Raw genomic sequence first — 21,378 nt, 5'->3', positions numbered from 1 at the left:
TGATGCGGGCCTATTTGCTGGGCCTGCAGTCGCGTATCACCACCCGCATGGCTGCGCTGGATGGCGGCAGCTTCCTGAGCGATGCCTGGGAAAAGCCGCCGGGCGAAAAGCTGCAAGGGCAGGGCATCACCCAGATTCTGGAAAACGGTGCTGTGCTGGAGCGCGCGGGCTGTGGGTTTTCGCATGTGCGCGGGCCGCAGTTGCCGCCATCTGCCACCCAGCACCGGCCGCAGCTGGCGGGTGCGCCTTTCGAGGCCATGGGCGTGTCGCTGGTGTTCCATCCGCGCAATCCGTATGCGCCTACCGTGCACATGAACGTGCGCATGATCGTTGCGACGCCGCAAGACGGTGAGCCCGTCTGCTGGTTCGGCGGCGGCATGGATCTGACGCCTATCTACGGCTTTGAAGAAGACGCGGTGCACTTTCACCGTACCTGCCAAAGCGCACTCGCACCCTTTGGTGCCGACAAATATCCGCGCTTCAAGCAATGGTGCGACGAGTACTTTTATCTGAAGCACCGCCAGGAGCCACGCGGCATCGGGGGCGTGTTTTTTGACGACTTCTCGGAGCTGGGCTCCGAGCAGAGCATGGCCATGACGCAGGCCGTGGGCTCGGCGTTCCTGGATGCCTATGTGCCGATTCTGTTGCGCCGCAAAGATACGCCGTACGGCGAGCGCGAGCGGGCTTTCCAGCTGTACCGGCGCGGCCGCTATGTGGAATTCAACCTGGTGTGGGACCGCGGTACGCACTTCGGTCTGCAGTCGGGCGGACGCACGGAATCGATCCTGCTGTCGATGCCACCGCTGGCCAGCTGGTCCTACCAGCACCAGCCGGAAGCGGGTTCGGCCGAAGACGCATTGACGCGCGAGTTTCTGGTTCCACGTGCATGGGTGTAACTTCGCCTCTGCGCCGTATCGGCGTGTTCGGCGGAGCATTCGACCCGCCCCACAATATGCACGTGGCCCTGGCGCAGTCGGCGCTGCAGCAGCTGCAGCTGGACGCCTTGTATGTGTTTCCCACCGGCCATGCGTGGCACAAGAGCCGCACTCTCAGCCCGTCAGTACATCGGCTGGCGATGGCCCAACTGGCCTTTGCGGACATAGCTGGCGTGCGTGTCGATCCGCGGGAAATCCTGCGCGATGGCCCGACCTACACCATCGACACTTTGCATGAGCTGCGCGCCGAACACGCACAGGCCCAGCTGTTCCTGCTGATGGGCGAAGACCAGGCGCGCCGGCTGCCGACTTGGCATGGTTGGGAGGAGATTGTGCAGACTGCTATAATTTCCGTAGCTTCACGTGCTGATCCAACCAGCGCCAGCAGTCCATTTATGCCTGAATTCTTGCCGCCGGAACGTTTCCAGGCGCTGCATTTGCCTCCCTTGGCGCTCAGTGCTACCGACATCCGTAACCGCGCCGCCACCTCGCAAGGGATAGCCCATCTGGTCCCAGAGGGCGTAGCACGTTATATTGACCAACACCATCTCTACCGAATTGACCGATGACCACCTCTGCCCAAAACGAAACCGTTGCGAAAAAAGACACCCAAAAACTCCAACGGGCCATCGTCGATGGACTGGAAGATGTCAAAGCTGTTGACATCGTGGTGTTCGACACCGAAGGCCTGTCGGCCCTGTTCGAGCGCGTGATCATTGCCTCGGGCACCTCGAACCGCCAGACCAAGGCCCTGGCCGCCAGCGTGCGCGACGCCGTGCGCGACGCCGGTTTTGCCAAGCCCCGTACCGAAGGCGAATCCAATGGCGAGTGGATCATTGTGGATTGCGGCCGCGCCGTGGTGCACATCATGCAACCCGCGATCCGCCAGTACTACCACCTGGAAGAGCTGTGGGGCGAAAAGCCGATCCGCCTGAAGCTGGGCGCCGCCAAGCCGCTGCCCAAGGCCGAAGAGCCAGCAGCGCCGGTGAAAAAGGTCGCCGCCAAGAAGACCCCAGCCAAGAAATTGTCGCCCGCTGCGGCCAAGCGCGCCAGCAAGATCGCTGCCCGCGAACATGCCGAAAGCCTGTTGGCGCCAGAACGTCCGGTGCTGGATGTTCCCAAGAAGGCCGCTCGCAAGACGGTAGCAGCGGCTGCTCCGGCCAAGAAAGCCGTGCCCGCCAAGAAGGCTGTTGCTGTCAAGGCGCCAGCCAAGACCGCGGTGAAGACGGCCGTCAAGACCGTGGTCATCAAGGCCCCGATCGAGACGGTCAAAAAGGCTGCTGCCGCCAAGCGCGCTGCGCCCAAGACACCTAAGGCACCTGCCAAGCGAGCACCTGGCCGCAAGTAAATGAAGCTGGCGACATGAAGTTGGTGATCGTTGCCGTAGGCCAGCGCATGCCCGACTGGGCGCAAACCGCTTACGACGACTACGCCAAACGCTTCCCACCCGAGCTCAAGATCGAGCTCAAGGCCGTGAAGACCGAGCCCCGGGGTTCCAAGACCCTGGAGACGATTTACGCGGCCGAGCGTGAGCGCATAGAAACCGCCATCCAGTCCAGCATAGGCCGCAATGCCCGTATCGTCGCCCTGGATGAACGCGGCACCGCACTCACCACCAAGGCATTGGCGGGTAAGCTCAAAGCTTGGCAGTTGGAGAGCGATGACGTGGCGCTGGTGATCGGCGGCCCCGATGGGCTGGACCCGGCATTTCGCCAGGCCGCCCATGAGCGCATCCGGCTGTCGGACCTGACTCTGCCGCACGCGTTTGCCCGCGTGCTGCTGGTGGAGCAGTTGTACCGGGCGTGGTCGGTGAATGCCAACCACCCCTACCACCGAGAGTGAACCAGAGACATAGGCATGCTGAAATGGTTTGAAAACCTGGTGAGTCCTTACCCGGACGACACCCCCCAGCCGCCACCGCGCGGCTTTTTTCATTTTGTATGGGCTTGCAGCAAGGGCGTGCGCAAGTACATCCTGGCGATGACCTTGCTGACCGCTTGCGTGGGCGTGTTCGAAGCCTTGTTGTTCGCCATGATGGGGCGTGTGGTGGACTGGCTGGGCCAGGTGCCGCCAGCTTTGCTGTGGACCCAGGAGCGCAGCAGTTTGCTGCTGCTGGGCGCGCTGCTGCTAGGTAGTCCGCTATTGATTGCATTGCAGACCCTGTTCAAGCACCAGACCCTGGCGGCTAACTTTCCGATGCTGCTGCGCTGGAAGTTCCACCGCCTGATGCTGGGCCAGAGCATGGGCTTCTACCAGGACGAGTTCGCTGGCCGGGTCGCTACCAAGGTGATGCAGACCGCGCTGGCAGTGCGCGATGTGTGCATGATTCTGGGCGATATCCTGGTGTTCGTGACCATCTACTTCGTCACCATGGTGGCGGTGGTGGGTAACTTCAACGCCTGGATGCTGCTGCCGTTTCTGGGTTGGGTGATCCTCTATGCGATAGCCATCCGTTACTTTGTGCCTCGCCTGTCGGGCGTGGCCAAGAAGCAGGCCGATGCGCGCTCGCTGATGACCGGCCGGATCACCGATGCCTATACCAATATTGCAACCGTAAAACTGTTCTCCCACGCTGGGCGCGAAGCGGGTTTTGCTCGTTCAGCAATGCAGGACTTTTTGAAGACCGTGCAACGGCAGATGCGCCTGGTCAGCGGCTTCGAGGTAGTCAACCACGTGCTGGGCATGTTGCTGATATTGGCAACGGCCGGCCTGGCCCTGTGGCTGTGGACCCAAGGCCGGGTGGGGGTGGGCGCAGTGGCCGCCGCGACCGCGATGTCGCTGCGTCTGAACGGTATCTCGCACTGGGTGATGTGGGAAATGGCCTCGCTGTTTGAACATGTGGGCACGGTGCAGGACGGGCTCAATACCTTGACCCGCCCGCAGGCGGTGCAGGATATTCCTCAGGCCCCGCCATTGCGCGTGCCCAAGGGCGAGGTGCAGTTTGAAAACGTGGACTTTGCCTATGGCGCTACCGGCCCGGATGCCCGCAAGGTGATCGACCGCATGTCGCTGCATATCCGCGCGGGCGAGAAGATCGGCCTGGTCGGCCGCTCGGGGGCGGGCAAGTCCACCATCGTGAATTTGCTGCTGCGTTTCTACGACGTGGAGCACGGCCGCATCCTGGTGGACGGCCAGGACATCGCCAAAGTGTCGCAGGAGAGCCTGCGCGCGCAAATCGGCATGGTTACGCAAGACACCTCCTTGTTGCACCGCTCGGTGCGCGACAACATCCTCTATGGCCGGCCGGATGCCACCGATGCCCATATGGAGGCTGCAGCGCGGCGTGCCGAAGCGTTTGACTTCATCCACACCCTGAGCGACCCAAGCGGCCGCAAAGGTTTTGATGCCCATGTGGGCGAGCGCGGCGTGAAGCTGTCGGGCGGCCAGCGCCAGCGGATTGCGATTGCCCGGGTGATGCTGAAAGACGCGCCGATTCTGCTGCTCGACGAGGCGACCAGCGCGCTGGACTCGGAAGTCGAGGCGGCCATCCAGTCCAGTCTGTACCGGCTGATGGAGGGCAAGACTGTCGTGGCGATTGCGCACCGGCTGTCGACGATTGCCGCGATGGACCGCCTGGTGGTGCTGGACAAGGGCCGCATCGTGGAGATGGGTGACCACCGCAGCCTGCTCGCATCGGGTGGCCTGTATGCGCGGCTCTGGGCCCACCAGAGTGGGGGCTTTCTGGGTGAAGAGGACGACGAGGCGGAGCCCGTCGCGATGGTCTAAACCGTGGTGCGCGCCCAGGTTTGGGGGGCAAGGGTTCAAAAAATTCGAAGTATTCCGACGAATTGCGTGAACTTTTCGGCTGCAGCCGTTTCTACACTAGCCATCGAGTTTACTGATTGGGCCTAGCCGCCCTGTGTTGTACATATGGCATTGACCCCGTCTCCCGCAGCAGAATCTGCAAAACCCAAGGCCTATTCCGGTGTTGCCATGGCCTTGCACTGGGTCCTTGCGCTGGCCTTGATCGGTCTGTTTGCTGCGGGCACCTACATGGTGGGCTTGTCGTTTTCTCCGCTGCGGCTCAAGCTGTACAACTGGCACAAGTGGGCGGGCGTGACGATTCTGGCGCTGTCGGCGCTGCGCTTGCTATGGCGCTTTACCCACCGCCCGCCGGCCCTGCCAACCGCCATGGCGCAAAGCATGCCGGCGTGGCAGCACTGGGCGCACGAAGGCACGCACTACGCCATGTACGCCTTGTTCTTCATCGTGCCCTTGCTGGGCTGGGCCTACAGCTCGGCAACCGGCTTTCAGATCGTGCTGTTTGGACAGTTCCCCTTGCCGGACCTGGTGTCTGCCAGCAAGGAGCTGGCAGAAACGCTCAAGCCCCTGCACCGGCTGGCCGCCTGGTCCTTGTGTGCCCTGGTGGTGGTGCATGTGGCTGCGGCGTTCAAGCACCAATGGATTGACCGTGACGGCCTGATCGGTCGCATGCTGCCCTGATTCTGTTTTTATCCTCGCGAAAGTATCCATGTCTTCTCTGTTGAAATTGTCCGTAGCCGTGCTCGTGTCCGGCGTTGCCATCGGCGCTTACGCGCAGCAAAAGCTAGTGCCCGCCCAGAGTGAAATCGTGTTCGTCAGCAAGCAGATGGGAGTGTCCGTCGAGGGCCGTTTCAAGAAATTTGATGCGCAGCTGAATTTTGATCCGGCCAAGCTGGACACCAGCAAAGTGAACTTCACGGTAGACATGGCCAGCGCGACGCTGGGCGTGCCAGAAACCGATGCCGAGCTGCCCAAGCCCACCTGGTTCAATCTGGGCAAGTTTCCCCAGGCGACCTTCGTTTCCAGCAGCATCAAGGCTTTGGGCGGCGGCAAGTTCGACGTGGCCGGCAAGCTCAACATCAAGGGCCAGGTCCGCGATGTGGTGGTGCCGGTAAGCATGGTGCAGACCGGGCCCTCCACTGTTGCAACCGGCGTTTTACCCATCAAGCGCCTGGCGTTCAAGATCGGCGAAAACGAGTGGGCCGATACCTCCATGGTGGCCGATGACGTGCAGGTCAAATTCAAATTCAGCCTGACCGGTGTGGGCAAGCTCTAAGCCCTGCAGCGTCTGCCCTACCGATTCCCTTTTCCCTTAACCACTCTTGAAAGAGAAACCCATGCGCCACACCTTGCTCGCCCTTGCCGCTATCGCCACTTTGACCGTGGGTACTGCACAGGCAGAGTCTGCAACCTATGCAGTTGATCCAACCCATACTTTTGTGACCTTCGAGATCGGCCACATGGGCGCTTCGACGAACCGTGGCCGCTTCGACAAAAAAGAAGGCTCGGTACAGCTGGACCGCGCAGGTAAGACGGGCAAAGTAGATCTGAAGATCGACGCAACCTCTTTGTCCACCGGCACGGCTGCATTTGACAAGCATCTGCAAAGTGCAGATTTCTTCAACGTCGCCCAGTTTCCTACCATCGGTTTCACCGCCGAGAAATTTGTCTTCAACGGCGACAAGGTGTCGGAAGTGGTCGGCAACCTGACCTTGCTGGGCAAGACCAATCCTGTCACTTTGAAAGCCAGCCAGTTCAATTGCTACCAGAACCCCATGCTTAAGCGTGAGGTCTGCGGCGGTGACTTTGACACCACCATCCAACGCAGCCAATGGGGCATGACCTGGGGCGCGAACTACGGCTTCCCTGACGCGGTTCGTCTGGTGGTCCAGGTCGAAGCTGTCAAGCAGTAATCTGCATTAGCTTGCTGGCAGCCCGCCCATCGCAATGATGGGCGGGCTGTTCTTTTTTTGGGGCCGGCCACACCCGATAATCGTGCCATGATCGATTTCATTTACCTCGCCTCGCAAAGCCCCCGCCGCAGCCAACTGCTGGACCAACTGGGGGTACGCCACGAACTGCTGTTGCCGGATGCCGATGAAGACAGTGAAGGTTTGGAGGTTGCTATTAAAAACGAAGCGCCTGCCGCTTACGTAAAGCGCGTTACAGGCCTAAAACTCGATGCAGCCCTGGCCCGCCTGAAGCGCCGGCGCCTGCCCGTGGCCCCGATACTTTGTTCCGATACCACAGTGGCTTTGGGCCGCAAAATATTCGGCAAGCCGGAGGATGCTGCGGATGCCTCCCGCATGCTGGCCGAACTTGGCGGTACCCGGCACCGCGTGCTGACGGCGGTGGCCGTGCAGCATCGGAACAAGCGCCAGGAGGCGCTGAGCGATTCCCGTGTGACCTTTGCCCCGTTGACCCCGGCGCAGATCAAGAGTTATGTGGCCTCGGGTGAGCCCTTGGGCAAGGCCGGCGCCTACGCGGTGCAGGGCAGGGCGGCAGGGTTTATCTCGCAGATCAGTGGCAGCTATTCGGGCATCATGGGCTTACCCATGTTCGAGACAGCGCAGCTACTGCGCGCTGTCGGTTTCAAGCTGTGACTACACCTGCCATGCAACAAGACATCCTCATCAATTGGTCGCCCCAGGAAACCCGTGTTGCGGTGGTTGAGCACGGCTCTGTGCAAGAGCTGCACGTCGAGCGTACGTTGGAGCGCGGCATGGTGGGCAATGTCTACCTGGGCAAGGTGGTGCGGGTCTTGCCGGGCATGCAATCCACGTTCATTGACATTGGGCTGGAGCGTGCCGCGTTCCTGCATGTGGCTGACCTGGCGAATGGTTTTGTGGGGCACAAGGCTGCCGAGGTGGACGCCAACGGCGTACCGCGCCCAGCCGCGCCCAGCGTACCCATCGAGCGACAGGTTTTCGAAGGCCAGGCCTTGATGGTGCAAGTCATCAAGGACCCGATCGGCACCAAGGGCGCACGACTTTCGGCCCAGATCAGCATCGCCGGCCGCTTGCTGGTGTTTTTGCCGCAGGATGACCATGTGGGGGTTTCGCAAAAAATCCCCCTGGCCCAGCGCGAAGACCTGCGGCGGCGCTTGCAGACCCTGGTGGGCGATGCTGCTACCGGCGGCGGTGGTGGCTTCATTTTGCGCACCAATGGCGAAGATGCCACCGATGCAGAGCTGGCCGACGACATTGCCTATCTGCGCAAAGCCTGGGCGCGCATCAAAAGTGCCTCGGTGCGCTTGCCGCCCACGTCTTTGCTGCACCAGGACCTGAATCTGCTGCAGCGCGTGTTGCGCGACTTGGTGTGTGAGCAGACCCAGACTATTCGGCTGGATTCCCGCGAGCAGTTTGAAAAGCTGCAGGTGTTTGGCAAGGAGTTCATGCCGGCGGCGGTCGAGAAACTGCAGCACTACAAGGGCGAACGCCCGATCTTTGATTTGTTTTCCATCGACGAGGAGGTCGCCAAGGCGCTGGGCCGGCGCGTCGATCTGAAGTCGGGCGGTTACCTGATCGTCGACCAGACCGAGGCACTGACTACGGTGGATGTGAATACCGGCGCGTTTGTCGGCGCGCGCAACTTTGACGACACTATTTTCAAGACGAATCTGGAGGCCACCCAGGCCATCGCCCGGCAATTGCGCCTACGCAATCTGGGCGGGATTGTGATCGTGGATTTCATCGATATGGCCCGCGAAGACCACCGTGAGACGGTACTGGCGGAGTTCCGCAAGCAGCTGGCGCGGGACCGGGTCAAAACCACGGCAGGCGCGTTTTCGGCGCTAGGCTTGGTGGAGATGACGCGCAAGCGCACCCGCGAATCGCTAGCCCATATGCTGTGCGAGCCCTGTGCCGTGTGCAGTGGCAAGGGCACGGTAAAAACCGCGCGCAGCGTAACCTATGACATCCTGCGCGAGATCCTGCGAGAAGCCCGCCAGTTCAACCCGCGTGAATTCCGCATCGTGGCCTCACCCAAGGTGATTGAGTTGTTTCTGGATGAAGAAAGCCAGCACTTGGCGGGTTTGAGCGATTTCATCGGCAAGCCAATTTCGCTGCAAAGCGAGGGCGCCATGGGTCAGGAGCAGTACGACATCGTGCTGCTGTGAGGTTGGCTTAAATCCAGCGGAACTGGCCGTTCTCGCGCAGTCCGTGGATAGTCATGGCGTGGGCTGCCAGCTCTTCTTTTTGCCAGATTTTTTGCTGTGCAATCCGGCGTGACTTGGCGAGTTTACGGGTCAGCCAACTTTGGTTCAGCAATTTGTAGTTGTAGCGGTAGCCCAGGCCATCGTGCTCTGCCAGACCGCGCTCCTGTTTCATCGCTGATTGGGTGACCGAGCCGTAGTGGTGCAGCCAAGATGCGCCTGCCATGCCGATGGGAATGCGGGCTTTCTCCAGCTCGTGGAAGAACAGGGTGTCCTCATAGCCCAGTAATTTGGGTACCGGTTGGAAGTAACCAATGTCCATCCACACCGACTGGTGCACTGCGAGGCACACGGCGTGGCGACCTCCAACCCGTACGGTACCCGCCATTTTCTGCGATGCCATGGGGGCGAATTTCTCAAAGTCGTAATCCAGCGGCCCCTCGATCAGGGCGGGGGAGACGACCTTCAAACCGTGTTGTTCTGCGGTGCCTATCAGCGACTCAATCCATTGCGGACTGACCAGTACATCGTTATTCATCACGATGGTCCATTCGGCCTGCAACGCCAGTGCACCCTGGTTCCAGGCCACACCGCAGCCGAGGTTGGCCTGGTTGTATATGCGTCCACCGACGGGCACCGTGAGGAGGTAATCGCGGGTATCGTCTTTGGACCCGTTATCCACCACGATGAGCCGAGACAAGTCCATGCCATGCCGAACCATGCTGTCTATGCATTGGCGGGTGTATTCGACTTGGTTATAGCAAGCGAAGGTGAGTGCGTAGCGTGCGGAATTCATATCAGATGGATTGTGGTCGCAACACTTGTGCCGCAAGGGTGGATACCATCAGTGCGTAGAACGAGATGGTATATTTGAGATTGAAAGTTTCGGTGCTCAAGCCAAAGCAAAACACCGCCACGATGTAGCAAAGGCCCACCAGGCCGGCGGCGCGCACGCTAGGTATCTGTGAGCGCGTGCCTCGATAGAAGACCACACCAGGTACGATAAACATCAGCAGACTTGAAGCAAGGCCGAAGACCCCAGAGCGCAGGGCGTTCTGCATGATTTCGTTATGCACGCCGTTGTGGATGAGGGCGAATTCCAGGGCTTCTGTATTGAATGGGGCAATAGAAGGAATGCCGGACAGTGCGGGATAGTGCGAATCTCCGTATCCGGCAAGTGGCTGCTCCCAAAAAAGCAAGCCTGCCATCTTCAGCATCGACATACGCAGTCCTGTAGAGGTGTCGTGGCCGTAGCCATGTGAATATTCCATGAACTCGGTGATGGCCAAGCCTATGCGTTCATGCACCATGGCATTTGTTTCGTACACCATAAATCCGAGAAAACCCAAGCCTAGGAGCACAGGAACGAGTGTTTTGATCTGGCGTATCTGGTGTACAAAAATGAGCCACAGCAATATCAAAAAAGGAAAAGCAATCCATCCGCTGCGTGAACCCGTCCCAATACTGATCCAGACAGCAATGGCCATACCCATGAATTTGAGGCTCTTCAGTAGGAGGCGGTCAGGTCCATAGAGATTCAGTGTGATCAGGCAGATGAAGCCTAGCAGCGTCGCATACTGGCCAAGAGATAAGGGGTCTACGGCAAAGGTGCCAAAGCGCTCGCTCGTCATTGAGGCATATCCGTAGGGGTGCACCAACAAAACGCCGCATAGTATGAGCAATGAAAGTGGTGCCGACCACTCCAGCAAGCGCACAAAATCAATTTGCTTGTGCAAAAGATATGTAAAAAGGGTGATGGCTAGCAATGCGCGGCTTGGCCCGTCCATCAACCCAGGCTGAATATGCCCTCGGACCAATTGCCCGGCCAAGACCGCTATCAAAGGGGATGCCAAGGTGGCGACTATCCACATCCTGGCGGGATCTCCACGCAATACTGCGAATCCATTTTCGGGGCGCCCCAGTTGCCAGGTAGCGAGCCCCACCAAACAAAATACAAAAAAAATCGTCCAGCTGCGCACACTGAGAAGACACAAAGGTGCCAGAGCCAGGCACGCGATGAATAGCAAATCGGGGATACTCAGCGGGCTCTTTTCGGCCGAGGTTTGGTAAATCTCCCTTCGGGCCAAGATGCGTGTCAATTGGGTGGCCTGGGGCAGGCGAAGGGCACTAGTGGGCATGAACAAACAAAAATATATGCAAAAAAAACGGTATCAAAAAGTGCTTGTGGTATGCCCAGGAAACGCAATGACGGCAGGCCCGGAGGCGCTGCACCAGTTGGTCGAGCGGATGAACATGCTAGGTCAATCTGCCGCGATGGTATATCACCCGTTTGATCAAACCTTTGCCACTCCTCCGGCTTATAAAAAGTACAACGTACCTGTTCAGCAGTACCAAGATCAGCCTGGCCATCTGATTTTATTCCCTGAGATATTTACCAAATTGGCACTGAAGACCCGCTCCGCCCAGGCTGCTATCTGGTGGATGTCGGTGAACAATTTTACGTGCGTGCGTTACAAGAACCCCTTGCGAGACAAATTGCGCTATCTCAAGAATCAGATCAAAGGGCGTATTCCGTGGCAAGGTCTGGATGCCCTTCGTGGGTTGCCGCATTTTGCGCAAAGCCATTACGCCAGATTGTTTCTTCAGGAGAATGGCATTGACGCTCTGCCGCTGTCGGATCCGATACCGGTCTATACAGAAGCAGCGTATTTGGCATTGCTTCCTGAACGCTTGGCACGAGCGCAACGTATCAACCGCATTTTTTACAACCCCCACAAAGGTGCGGCGATTACAGCCCAGCTCCGGGCTGCTTTTCCTGCCTGGGATTTCATGCCGTTAACGGGGTACAACCGCCAGCAGTTGGCGGACCATTTTTTGAGTGGAAAGATCTATATGGATTTTGGCCACCATCCCGGCAAAGACCGCCTCCCACGCGAGGCTGTGTTGCATGGCTGTTGCGTGATAACGGGGCAATATGGTTCGGCCGCTAATAGCGTGGATGTACCCATGGATACACGCTACAAGCTCGATCCATCGGCACCTGATTTTGTAGCCAGTTTTGAGCGCGAGGCAACGCGCATTTTTGATGCAACGACGGAAAGTCAGAATGATTTTCTCGTCTACCGTGCGGCAATCATGCAGGAGCCAGTCAATTTCGATAAACAGATAATGGCTGCATTTTTAGAGTAGGTTCTGCACCATTTGGTACACGCGGCCAGACGATATGCTGTTGAGGCAGTCGCTACGGCTCTGCGTATGGTTTTCGCATCCGGCTTTGCTGCACGGCACACAGGCCATCGCGCCCTGCAGCAGCGTAATGTTGTGCACTTTCTGTTCTAAAGAATGTGGAACGTAGGCTTGTCGGATGTCTGGCGCACTGGGCCAAGGGCCCCAGCGAACCGGGTTGGTGGGGCCGAACAGCGTGAGCACACGGATGCCACTGGCAGCTGCCAAGTGCGTCACGGAAGTGTCCGGGCCTATATACAGCCTTGCCCGTTGAAACAAACCGACCAACTGGTTGAAGTTGAGTTGACCACTCGAATCAATCAGCTGCGGTGAGGGCGCAACATCATGCAACTGTTGGATACAGTCTTTGTCTACTTGACTGGCGCTGCCGGTGAGTACCACCTGGTACCCAGCCTCAATCAACTGCACCACCAACTGTCGAAAATGCGCTATCGGCCACTGCTTATATGGCCACATTGAAGGAGCATGGACGACGATGGCTTGGGGCGTAATCAATGCATCAAGTTGGGTTGGAAGTGTTTGGGCTGGCGGGGGCTGCACCCTGGTATCTTCGGCTACAGCAGTGTGCCATGGGGCCAGCAAAGCCATTTTTTCCATGACCACGTGCTGCGCGCCTTCATCTCCATCACTGATGACCACGTGGCTCAGGATGCGTTTCTTCCACCAGTTGCTGGAATTCTTGGCGGGGATGATGCCGCTGCGGTGACGCCGGCTTGCGGCCCAACCAATGAGATGTGCCCGATCGCTGGGCTGGGTAACGAGTGCCAGGTCGTAGCGTTTCCAGATGGTGCCTAGCACCTCCAGCGTATCGCGCCAACCCTTGGCCGGGTGGGTGGTGATAAGCGAGTGGATGTCTGGGTTGCCTTTCAGCATGCCCAAGGTGCCGGCCAGGCCGATAACGTCAATCTGCGCTTCCGGCCATTGTCGACGTGCCGCCCGAATGAGAGGCGTGGTCAGCAACACGTCACCAATTTGCCGGGTGGCAATCACCAGTATTTTTTTCACAAAAAGAGCGCTTCTTCTGCTATGGATGGGGCAGTGGCTTTCTTCAGGCCGCTAGCGCGGGCTGCGTGCCAAATTGCAGCGCATGTAAGCGTGCGTAAAGTCCGGCTCGGGTAATCAACTCGGCATGGGTGCCGATTTCGATGATTTCGCCCTGGTCAAGCACGGCCACCCGATCCGCATGTTCGATGGTGGACAGGCGGTGCGCAATGATTAGCGTAGTGCGGCCCGTCATCAAGCGTTGTAAGGCTTCCTGTACCAGACGTTCGGACTCGGTATCCAGGGCCGACGTGGCTTCATCCAGAATCAGTATCGGGGCATCTTTGTACAGCGCCCGGGCGATGGCCAGGCGTTGGCGCTGGCCGCCCGATAGCTCGGCCGCATTGTGGCCTGTCATGGTGTCTATGCCTTGGGGGGCATCGTCCAGAAATCCACCCAAGTTGGCAGCCCGCAAGCAGGCTTCGACCCGCGCCCGGTCGGGTGTGTCGCCGAGCGCAACGTTCGCGGCCAGGGTGTCGTTGAACATCACCACGTCCTGGTTAACGATGGCAAACTGGTTGCGCAAGGCCTTGAGCTGCCAGTCGTTGATGTTATGACCATCGACCAGTACATTGCCCGCTTGGGCGGACACAAACCGCGGCAGCAAGTTGACCAACGACGTCTTGCCGGAACCCGACGGTCCGACCAATGCCACCACTTCGCCCGGCGCAACGTTCAGTGAGACCTGGTTCAGCGCTGAGCGGGTTTCATCGTATCGGTAGCGTACGGTGACGGCTTGGAATTCAATACGACCCTGCGCCCGCGCGAGGACGAAGTCGCCACTCGGCTCCATGGGTGTCTTTTCAATCAGGTCGAGCGCCCGCTCCATCGCGGCGAGTCCGCGAGTCACCGGGCTGGCGATGTCTGAAAGCCGTTTGACCGGGGCAATCAGCATCAGCATGGCAGTGATATACGACGCGAATTCTCCCGCACTGACTTCGCTGGAGCCTTGTAGCAGCGCTACGCAAATCACGCTGGACAGCGCAATCGCCGACATCATGTGGGTCATGGGCGTGACCGCCGCTGAGGCCGTGGCTGACTTCATAGCCAGCCGGCGCAAGCCCTGGCTGAGCAGGCTGAAGCGCTTGGCCTGCGCGCCCTGCGCGGCATGCAATCGGACGACCCGGTAGGCCAACACGTTCTCTTCCACCACATAGGCGAGTCCATCGGTTGCCCCTTGGCTGCTTTTGGCAATCTGGTACAGGCGACGCGATAGCGTGCGCGTCACAAACGCCACGGACGGGAACAGCACCACCAGAATCAGCGTCAACTGCCAGTTCAAATACAGCAGATAAGCTACCAGGGCAACCAGCACCATGGCGTCTTTGGCCAAGCCCATCACCGAGGTAACGAGCAAGATGGCGCCGTTCTGCACTTCATAAACGATGGTGTTGGACAGCGAGCTGGCGTTTCTCTGCGAGAACAGCGCGCTTTGTGCGTCCAGCAAGCGGCCAAACATGGCTGTGCGCAGCGTATCAAGGCCATCCTGGGTAATCTTGGCCATGGCCACGTCTCCCAAGAAGCTGCTCAGGCCCCGCAGGCCGAACACGGCAATCAAGGCGATGGGGACAAGCCAGGGGTTCAGCGCGCCTTTTTGAAAGCCGTTGTCGAGCAAAGGCTTGAGCATGGCGGGTACCAAGGGCTCGGTAGCGGCACCGATGATGGTCGCCAGGATGACAACCAGCCACGCCGAGCGACGGCCTTTGAAGAAGTAGGGCGATAGCCGGCCAACGCTTTGTCGCAGCAGGCTAACCAGGCTGGGGGGAGTCTCGGTGTTCATGGGGTGACTGCCTGAGTGATAGGTGGGGGCTTGAGCGGCAGTTGTATTTAACAAAGGCGGTGGGCGTCAGCACAAACAGGCCACACGGTTTTCATTGAAGGCTTCGGAACTTTTCAAAGAGTCGGGATTATCCAGCTTTTCACAAGCTGCCCTGCGCTAGGACCGGATGTGGCGTTGGCTGCTTGCGCTTGCCTTCATAATCCCCAGCCTATGTTTGAACTTGATTCGCTCACTCCACTTGCAGGCGGCGCTCTCTGATGGGTTTGTCTGTTGTCATCATTACCAAGAACGAAGCCCTGAATTTGGCGTCCTGCCTGGAGTCCGTCTCCTTCGCCGATGAACTGGTGGTGGTGGACAGTGGCAGTACCGATGGCACCTTGCAGATTGCTCAGTCGTTCGGGGCCAGGATTCTGCAGACGCCAGATTGGCCAGGCTTTGGCCAGCAGAAGAACCGTGCGGTGGATATGGCGACGCAAGACTGGATTTTGTCGATTGATGCCGATGAGCGCATTGGACCCATTCTGCGGGATGAAATCATGGCAACTATGGTTGCCCCTACCCACAAGGTCTATGCGTTGAACCGGCGCTCCAGTTACTGCGGCCAGACCATGAACCACTCAGGCTGGTACCCGGACCCGGTGGTGCGCTTGTTCCAGCGCGGTGCAGCGCGGTTCTCGGATGATCTGGTGCATGAGTCGCTGCGGACGAGTTTGCCGGTTGGCGCGCTGCAAGGCCCGATGGCGCACCTGAGCTTTCGCAATCTGGAGTCGGTACTCGACAAGGTCAACCGCTACTCCACGGCCGGCGCACAGGCTTTAGCCAACAAGGGTAAGTCGGCTTCATTGGGCAAGGCTTTGCTGCATGGCTTTTGGGCATTCTTCCGTACCTACGTCATTCGTCGCGGTTTTCTGGATGGGCGCATGGGCTTGGTGTTGGCGATTTCGAATGCCGAAGGCACTTACTACCGCTATTTGAAGCTGTGGTTGCTGCAGCGCCGGGTGGATGAGAAAGAGCCTGCCTGATGGCATTGAAAATCGCGCTGGTGGTGCTGACCTACAACCGTGCGAATGCACTGCTGGCCGTGTTGCGCTCGTTGGCGACCCAGTGCGGCCCAGACCATTCGGTGTGGATCGCCGACGATGGTTCCCGCCCCGAGCAAGTAGAGGCCATGCGTAGCGGCATGCCCAGCTTTGCTTGCCCGGTGCACCACGTATGGCATCCCGATGTCGGTTTCACTGCGGCTCGCGCGCGCAATCTGGCTGCAGCGCAAGCCGACGCGGACTACCTGATTTTTCTGGATGGGGACTGCGTTCCCAATGCCGCATTCATGGCCCAGCACCAGTTGCTAGCCCAAACCGGGGCTTTCGTGAACGGCAGCCGCGTGCTGCTGAATGAAAATGTGACCCGGCTTGTGGAACAAAACGCCGTGGATCTGCTCCAACTCAGCGCGGTAGACTGGGCGCGCATGCGCTGGAGTGGTGAAAGCAACAAGTTGCTCCACCTGCTGCACTGGCCTTCGGCCCCGTTCAGAACATCGACCGGGTTTCGCTGGAAAGGCATCCGCAGCTGTAATTTTGCTGTATGGAACAAGGACTTCCGAGCCGTCAATGGTTTCGACGAAAGCTTCAATGGCTGGGGCCATGAGGATGCCGATCTGGTGCTGCGTTTGCACCACCACGGCATGCAACGAATAAACGGTTTCTGGGGCACCGAGGTCTACCACTTGTGGCACCGGGAGAACGCCAGAGACCAGGAGAGTATCAATCGCCAGCGTGTGCTGGCGCGCATGCACGGCGCACAGGTAAAGGCCGATGTGGGGCTGGACCAACTGGCAGACCGCCAAGGGGTGCAGGTCACCCGTATCAACTAAATAGCATGGGAGAAGATTTGTGAAGAATTTGGGTTCGCATTGGCACAGGCGCCAGGTAATGGGCGCAATGGGGGGCGCGATGGGGCTTTTGGCTGCGGCGGCCGCAGCGCCCGCCTTGGCGCAGTTTCGGGTAGAAGTTTCGGGTATCGGCCTGACCCAGCTGCCGATTGCGGTGGCCAGCTTCCGCGGCGACGAGCAATCGCCGCAAAAGATCGGTGCGATTGTGCAGGCCGATCTGGAGCGCAGCGGGCAGTTCCGGGCCATCGATGCCAGCGGTGTAGCGCTAGACGAAACGGCTCGGCCCGACGTCGCCTTATGGCGACAAAAAACCGCTGACTCCTTGGTGACCGGCAGTGTGACCCGGCTGGCCGATGGCCGCTACGACGTACGGTTTCGCCTTTGGGACGTGGTGCGCGTGCAAGATCTGGGCGGCCAGAGCTTTACCGTGCCGCAGGGCGATTTGCGCCTGGCAGCCCACCGTATCGCCGATTTCATTTACGAAAAGCTGACGGGCGACAAAGGCATTTTCTCGACCCGCATCGCCTACGTCACCAAAGCAGGCACCCGCCATACGCTGTGGGTTGCCGATGCCGATGGCGAGAACAGCCAAACCGCGCTGGCCAGCCCCGAGTCCATCATTTCCCCGGCCTGGTCGCCGAACGGCGCGCAGCTAGCCTACGTGTCTTTTGAAGCCCGCAAGCCGGTGATCTATGTGCACGACGTGTCCAGCGGCAAGCGCCGCCTGATCGCCAACTTCAAGGGTTCCAACAGCGCGCCTGCCTGGGCGCCCGATGGCCGCAGTCTGGCCATGACCTTGAGCCGCGACGGCGGCTCACAGCTCTACACCATTGACGCCAATGGTGGTGAGCCGCGGCGGCTCACCCAGTCGAGCGGCATCGACACCGAACCCCGGTATTCGGCCGACGGCAAATACATTTACTTCGTCAGCGACCGTGGCGGCGCACCGCAGATCTACCGGATGCCCAGCAGCGGAGGCAATCCAGAGCGCGTTACCTTTACCGGCAGTTACAACATCTCGCCCAGTATCAGCCCGGATGGCCGCTGGCTCGCCTACATTTCCCGCATCGGCGGCGCGTTCAAGTTGCAAGTAATGGAGCTCAGTAGCTCCACCGTGACCAGCATCACCGATACCAGCGCCGACGAAAGTCCCAGCTTTGCCCCGAACAGCCGTTTGCTGGTCTATGCGACCCAGCAGCAAGGCCGCGAGGCTTTGATGACGACCACGCTGGATGGCAAGATCAAGGCACGCCTCGCAGGGCAGGCTGGCGATATACGTGAACCGGACTGGGGTCCGTTTCTCAAACCATAAATCTTTATCTATTTAACCAGGAGTTTGAACATGAAAAATATGATCTGGGCGCTGTCATTGACCGCCGTGTTGGCGGGTTGTGCGTCGGGTGTAAAGCTGGACGATGTGCCGGTCGTAGACAAGAGCGGTGCCGGTGTAACCCAATCGGGCGCAGGCGCGCAAAACGGTAATGCATCGGGCGCGACCCAAAGCGGCGTGACGCCGGTGGATCTGTCGGCGTCCAGCTCGGTGGCCACCGGCCCCAGCAGTGGCCGCATCGTGTACTTCGATTTCGACAGCTATGCCGTGATGCCTAGCGACCAGGCCATCATCGAAACCAATGCCCGCTACCTGAAGGCCGACAAAACCCGCCGTGCCGTGGTCGAAGGCCATACCGACGAGCGCGGTGGCCGCGAATACAACCTGGCTCTGGGCCAAAAGCGTTCCGAGTCGGTGCGCCGCGCCTTGGGACTGCTGGGTGTTGCCGATAGCCAGCTCGAAGCCGTGAGCTTCGGCAAGGAAAAGCCCGCCGTGCAAGGCGGCGACGAGGCCGCCATGGCCAAGAACCGCCGCGCTGAGATCAGCTACCGATGAGCCGCAGCCCTGCACCGCGTCTGGCCGCCGTGGCGTTGGGCTGCTGGATGCTGCTTGCCAGCAGTGCCCACGCCGCTTTGTTCGAGGACGACGAGGCGCGCAAAGCCATTTTGGACTTGCGCGCCAAAGTCGACATGATTTCCCAAAAGGCGGCGGAGGATGTGAGAAGAGCATCCGAAGAAAACAGCCAGTTGCGCCGTAGCCTGCTCGATCTACAAAGCCAGATTGAAAACCTGCGCAATGACATGGCCCGGCAGCGCGGCCAGGACGAACAGTTGGCACGCGACGTGGCCGAGGTGCAGCGCCGCTTGAAGGACCAGGCACAGGGGGTGGACGAGCGCTTGCGCAAGTTTGAACCCAGCAAGGTATCGGTAGATGGCAAAGAGTTCACCGCCGACCCCGCGGAAGTGCGCGAATTCGATGCCGCTTTGGCGGTGTTCCGCGGTGGTGACTTTGTGGCCGCCCAAAACGCGTTTACGGCCTTCACCAAGCGCTACCCGCAAAGCGGCTATGGTCCTTCGGCTTTGTTCTGGTTGGGCAATGCCCAGTACGCCAACAAAGACTACAAGGGCGCGGTGACCAATTTCCGTACCATGTTGACGTCGGCAGCCGACCATCCGCGGGCGCCAGAAGCCGCTTTGTCGATTGCCAATTGCCAGATGGAACTGAAGGACAGCAAGGCGGCCCGCAAGACCTTGGAAGACTTGGTCAAGGCCTATCCGCAGTCTGAAGCCGCATCTGCTGCCAAGGACCGTTTGAGCAAGCTCAAGTAAGCAAACCCGGTATTTGCTATTGTTATCGTAGCTGCTTACGCTGGTTGCATAAGCGCTAGAAGGCTATTTTGTGCATAATCCAACTGTAGACATAACCACGCCGACCGATCTGGCGCGGCGCTTCGGCGGGCTGGAGCGCCTGTACGGCGTGGCCGGCGCTGCGCGCATCCGTGCTGCGCACGTGGTGGTCGTCGGTATTGGCGGTGTTGGCTCATGGACGGTCGAGGCCTTGGCCCGCAGCGGGGTAGGGCGCTTGACGCTGATCGACATGGACCATGTGTCCGAGTCCAATATCAACCGCCAGATCCACGCGCTGGAGTCCACCGTCGGACAGGCCAAGATTGTGGCCATGCGCGAGCGTATCGCGCAGATCAATCCGGCCTGCACCGTCGACTGCATAGACGAGTTTGTCGAGCCGGGCAACTGGCTGCAGCTCTTGCCTACGGACGCAGACGCGGTGGTGGATGCCTGCGACCAGGTGCCAGCCAAAACCGCCATGGCCGCCTGGGCCCGCCAGACGCGCAGCTGTTTCATTACCGTGGGTGCGGCCGGCGGCAAGCGCCACGCCCACAAAGTCGATATCGACGACCTGTCGCTCACCACCCACGATCCGCTGCTGGCCCAGTTGCGTTATCGATTGCGTAAGGAGCATGGCGCACCCCGCGAGGGTAAAAAAATCAGCGTTGCCTGCGTCTTCAGCCGCGAAGCTGTGATGCCGCCCGACGCCTCCTGTGCGGTGGAAGGCGATGGCAGCCTGAACTGCCACGGCTATGGTTCGGTGGTCAGCGTGACGGCCACTTTCGGCCAGTGCGCAGCCGGGTGGGTTTTGGACAAATTGGCATCGTCGATTGAAAAGACACCAAAAACCACGCTATAATCTAAGGCTACGCTGCAGAGTGAAAACTTAAAAGCAGGGACGTTAGCTCAGTTGGTAGAGCAGCGGACTTTTAATCCGTTTGTCGTGGGTTCGACCCCCGCACGTCCCACCAAAATTAAGAAAAGCCCGCTATTCAAAAGATAGCGGGCTTTTTGGTTTTTAGCCAAGGGAGTACGCATGCCTGTCCAACGCTACACCACGGTCCCCCATCACGACCGCTTCCCCTATTCGGCCATCCACCAGCGCCCCGATTTCCGTTGGCCAAACGGTGCACGGCTGGCGGTGTATCTGGGTTTCAACATCGAGCATTTCGCTTTCGGCGAAGGCCTCGGCGCGAATCTGGGCCCGGTGTTGCCGCAACCCGATGTGCTGAACTACGCCTGGCGCGAATATGGTAACCGCGTCGGCGTGTGGCGCTGCCTGGAGTTGTTTGATGCACTGAATCTGCCGGCCGGCACCCTTGTCAACACGGCTTTATACGAGCATTGCCCCGAGGTGGTCGCTGCCTGCGTGGCCCGTGGCGATGAGCTGATCGGCCATGGCCACACCAACGCCGAGCGCCAGAGCGGTATGGACGAGGCTACCGAGTTGGATCTGCTGCAATCCTGCCGCGACCTGATGCTGCAGCACAGCGGCGTGGCACCCAGCGGTTGGCTGTCGCCGTGGATTGCCGAGACCGCGCTGACCCCGGACCTGCTGCGCGAAGCCGGCTACCGCTACAGCTTGAACTGGTGCCACGACGACCAGCCGGTGGCGATGCAGACGCGCAGCGGTCCGATCTGGTCTATCCCTTATCCGCAAGAGCTAAACGACATTCCAATGATCATGGGCCGCCAGCTGGACGCGAAAGACTTTGCCCAGATGGTCATCGACAACTTCGACGAAATGCTGCTGCAGTCGCAGGGTCAGTCGCTGGTGATGGGCATTGCGCTGCACCCTTACATCATTGGGCAACCGTACCGCCTGCGGCATCTGCGCCGGGCGCTGCAGCATATTGCCAACCACCGCAGTGATATCTGGTTCACGACGCCGGGCGCGATTGCCAGCGCGATGGATGCCTTGCCGCAGGCTTAGCGC

At 59.6% G+C, this 21,378-nt stretch carries 22 protein-coding genes and 1 tRNA gene; 19 read left to right on the top strand and 4 right to left on the bottom strand.

All coding sequences use genetic code 11. The features are described from left to right. The first annotated feature begins 2 nt into the window (after nt 1-2). The 10 genes from hemF to rng all read left to right on the top strand — a co-directional run bounded on the left by hemF (nt 3) and on the right by rng (nt 8,814). Complete coding sequence (hemF, locus tag BLT66_RS01060; protein ID WP_092756955.1) at nt 3-896, top strand: oxygen-dependent coproporphyrinogen oxidase; 894 nt, start codon at nt 3-5, stop codon at nt 894-896. Continuing rightward, the gene (gene nadD, locus BLT66_RS01055; RefSeq protein ID WP_092754667.1) at nt 887-1,504 is read left to right on the top strand and encodes a nicotinate (nicotinamide) nucleotide adenylyltransferase; all 618 of its coding nucleotides are present in this window, start codon (nt 887-889) and stop codon (nt 1,502-1,504) included. Before hemF ends, nadD begins: the two co-directional genes overlap by 10 nt. Beyond that, on the top strand, nt 1,501-2,283 hold the full coding sequence (gene rsfS / locus BLT66_RS01050) for a ribosome silencing factor (RefSeq protein ID WP_092754664.1): 783 nt from the start codon (nt 1,501-1,503) through the stop codon (nt 2,281-2,283). Before nadD ends, rsfS begins: the two co-directional genes overlap by 4 nt. Before the next feature lie 14 nt (nt 2,284-2,297). Further along, nucleotides 2,298-2,777 carry a 23S rRNA (pseudouridine(1915)-N(3))-methyltransferase RlmH gene (rlmH, locus tag BLT66_RS01045; RefSeq protein WP_092754661.1) on the top strand — a complete coding sequence of 160 codons (480 nt, stop codon included), beginning with the start codon at nt 2,298-2,300 and terminating at the stop codon, nt 2,775-2,777. A 15-nt stretch (nt 2,778-2,792) separates the two neighbouring features. Then, nucleotides 2,793-4,661 (top strand): ABC transporter ATP-binding protein, encoded by a 1,869-nt coding sequence (locus BLT66_RS01040; RefSeq protein WP_092754657.1) that lies wholly within the window; start codon nt 2,793-2,795, stop codon nt 4,659-4,661. 144 nt (nt 4,662-4,805) lie between these two features. Further along, complete coding sequence (locus BLT66_RS01035) at nt 4,806-5,378, top strand: cytochrome b (protein WP_092754654.1); 573 nt, start codon at nt 4,806-4,808, stop codon at nt 5,376-5,378. Nucleotides 5,379-5,406: 28 nt separating this feature from the next. After that, complete coding sequence (locus BLT66_RS01030; RefSeq protein ID WP_092754651.1) at nt 5,407-5,973, top strand: YceI family protein; 567 nt, start codon at nt 5,407-5,409, stop codon at nt 5,971-5,973. 61 nt (nt 5,974-6,034) lie between these two features. Beyond that, the gene (locus BLT66_RS01025; protein WP_092754648.1) at nt 6,035-6,610 is read left to right on the top strand and encodes a YceI family protein; all 576 of its coding nucleotides are present in this window, start codon (nt 6,035-6,037) and stop codon (nt 6,608-6,610) included. 87 nt (nt 6,611-6,697) lie between these two features. Then, complete coding sequence (locus tag BLT66_RS01020; protein ID WP_092754645.1) at nt 6,698-7,300, top strand: Maf family protein; 603 nt, start codon at nt 6,698-6,700, stop codon at nt 7,298-7,300. An 11-nt stretch (nt 7,301-7,311) separates the two neighbouring features. After that, nucleotides 7,312-8,814, top strand: a complete 1,503-nt coding sequence (gene rng / locus BLT66_RS01015) for a ribonuclease G (protein WP_092754642.1) — start codon at nt 7,312-7,314, stop codon at nt 8,812-8,814. A 7-nt stretch (nt 8,815-8,821) separates the two neighbouring features. Here the strand turns inward: rng and BLT66_RS01010 are convergent, their stop codons facing one another. Both BLT66_RS01010 and BLT66_RS01005 read right to left on the bottom strand, forming a co-directional pair. After that, on the bottom strand, nt 8,822-9,646 hold the full coding sequence (locus tag BLT66_RS01010) for a glycosyltransferase family 2 protein (protein WP_092754638.1): 825 nt from the start codon (nt 9,644-9,646) through the stop codon (nt 8,822-8,824). Between the two features lies 1 nt (nt 9,647). Further along, nucleotides 9,648-10,949, bottom strand: a complete 1,302-nt coding sequence (locus BLT66_RS01005; protein ID WP_176954936.1) for an O-antigen ligase family protein — start codon at nt 10,947-10,949, stop codon at nt 9,648-9,650. A gap of 37 nt (nt 10,950-10,986) precedes the next feature. Between BLT66_RS01005 and BLT66_RS01000 the strand changes: the two genes are divergently transcribed. After that, a complete protein-coding gene (locus BLT66_RS01000; protein WP_143029125.1) occupies nt 10,987-12,000 on the top strand; it encodes a hypothetical protein in 1,014 nt (337 codons plus the stop codon). Here BLT66_RS01000 and BLT66_RS00995 read toward each other — a convergent pair. Together BLT66_RS00995 and msbA are read right to left on the bottom strand one after the other, a co-directional pair. Further along, nucleotides 11,992-13,062 (bottom strand): glycosyltransferase family 9 protein, encoded by a 1,071-nt coding sequence (locus BLT66_RS00995; protein ID WP_143029124.1) that lies wholly within the window; start codon nt 13,060-13,062, stop codon nt 11,992-11,994. The two genes, BLT66_RS01000 and BLT66_RS00995, sit on opposite strands and share 9 nt — an antisense overlap. A 43-nt stretch (nt 13,063-13,105) precedes the next feature. Next, nucleotides 13,106-14,878, bottom strand: a complete 1,773-nt coding sequence (gene msbA / locus BLT66_RS00990; RefSeq protein WP_092754626.1) for a lipid A export permease/ATP-binding protein MsbA — start codon at nt 14,876-14,878, stop codon at nt 13,106-13,108. A gap of 257 nt (nt 14,879-15,135) precedes the next feature. Between msbA and BLT66_RS00985 the strand changes: the two genes are divergently transcribed. From BLT66_RS00985 to BLT66_RS00950, 8 genes are all read left to right on the top strand, one after another. Beyond that, nucleotides 15,136-15,900 (top strand): glycosyltransferase family 2 protein, encoded by a 765-nt coding sequence (locus BLT66_RS00985; protein ID WP_092754623.1) that lies wholly within the window; start codon nt 15,136-15,138, stop codon nt 15,898-15,900. Continuing rightward, nucleotides 15,900-16,748, top strand: a complete 849-nt coding sequence (locus tag BLT66_RS00980; RefSeq protein WP_255406712.1) for a glycosyltransferase — start codon at nt 15,900-15,902, stop codon at nt 16,746-16,748. The genes BLT66_RS00985 and BLT66_RS00980 overlap by 1 nt, the downstream gene beginning before the upstream one ends. A gap of 58 nt (nt 16,749-16,806) precedes the next feature. Continuing rightward, complete coding sequence (tolB, locus tag BLT66_RS00975) at nt 16,807-18,078, top strand: Tol-Pal system beta propeller repeat protein TolB (RefSeq protein WP_092754620.1); 1,272 nt, start codon at nt 16,807-16,809, stop codon at nt 18,076-18,078. A gap of 30 nt (nt 18,079-18,108) precedes the next feature. Next, nucleotides 18,109-18,651, top strand: coding sequence for a peptidoglycan-associated lipoprotein Pal (gene pal / locus BLT66_RS00970; RefSeq protein WP_092754617.1), 543 nt, complete (start codon nt 18,109-18,111; stop codon nt 18,649-18,651). Beyond that, nucleotides 18,648-19,424, top strand: a complete 777-nt coding sequence (gene ybgF, locus BLT66_RS00965) for a tol-pal system protein YbgF (RefSeq protein WP_092754614.1) — start codon at nt 18,648-18,650, stop codon at nt 19,422-19,424. The genes pal and ybgF overlap by 4 nt, the downstream gene beginning before the upstream one ends. 70 nt (nt 19,425-19,494) lie before the next feature. Further along, nucleotides 19,495-20,301 carry a tRNA threonylcarbamoyladenosine dehydratase gene (locus BLT66_RS00960; RefSeq protein ID WP_092754611.1) on the top strand — a complete coding sequence of 269 codons (807 nt, stop codon included), beginning with the start codon at nt 19,495-19,497 and terminating at the stop codon, nt 20,299-20,301. Nucleotides 20,302-20,337: 36 nt separating this feature from the next. Then, a tRNA-Lys gene (locus BLT66_RS00955) sits at nt 20,338-20,413 on the top strand. 65 nt (nt 20,414-20,478) lie between these two features. Continuing rightward, the gene (locus BLT66_RS00950; protein WP_092754608.1) at nt 20,479-21,375 is read left to right on the top strand and encodes a polysaccharide deacetylase family protein; all 897 of its coding nucleotides are present in this window, start codon (nt 20,479-20,481) and stop codon (nt 21,373-21,375) included. Nucleotides 21,376-21,378: the final 3 nt, after the last annotated feature.

This window comes from Rhodoferax sp. OV413 (genome assembly GCF_900104385.1).
In the GTDB taxonomy this organism is placed as follows: Bacteria; Pseudomonadota; Gammaproteobacteria; order Burkholderiales; family Burkholderiaceae_C; genus Rhodoferax_B.
This window is presented reverse-complemented; position numbering and strand designations above follow the sequence as displayed.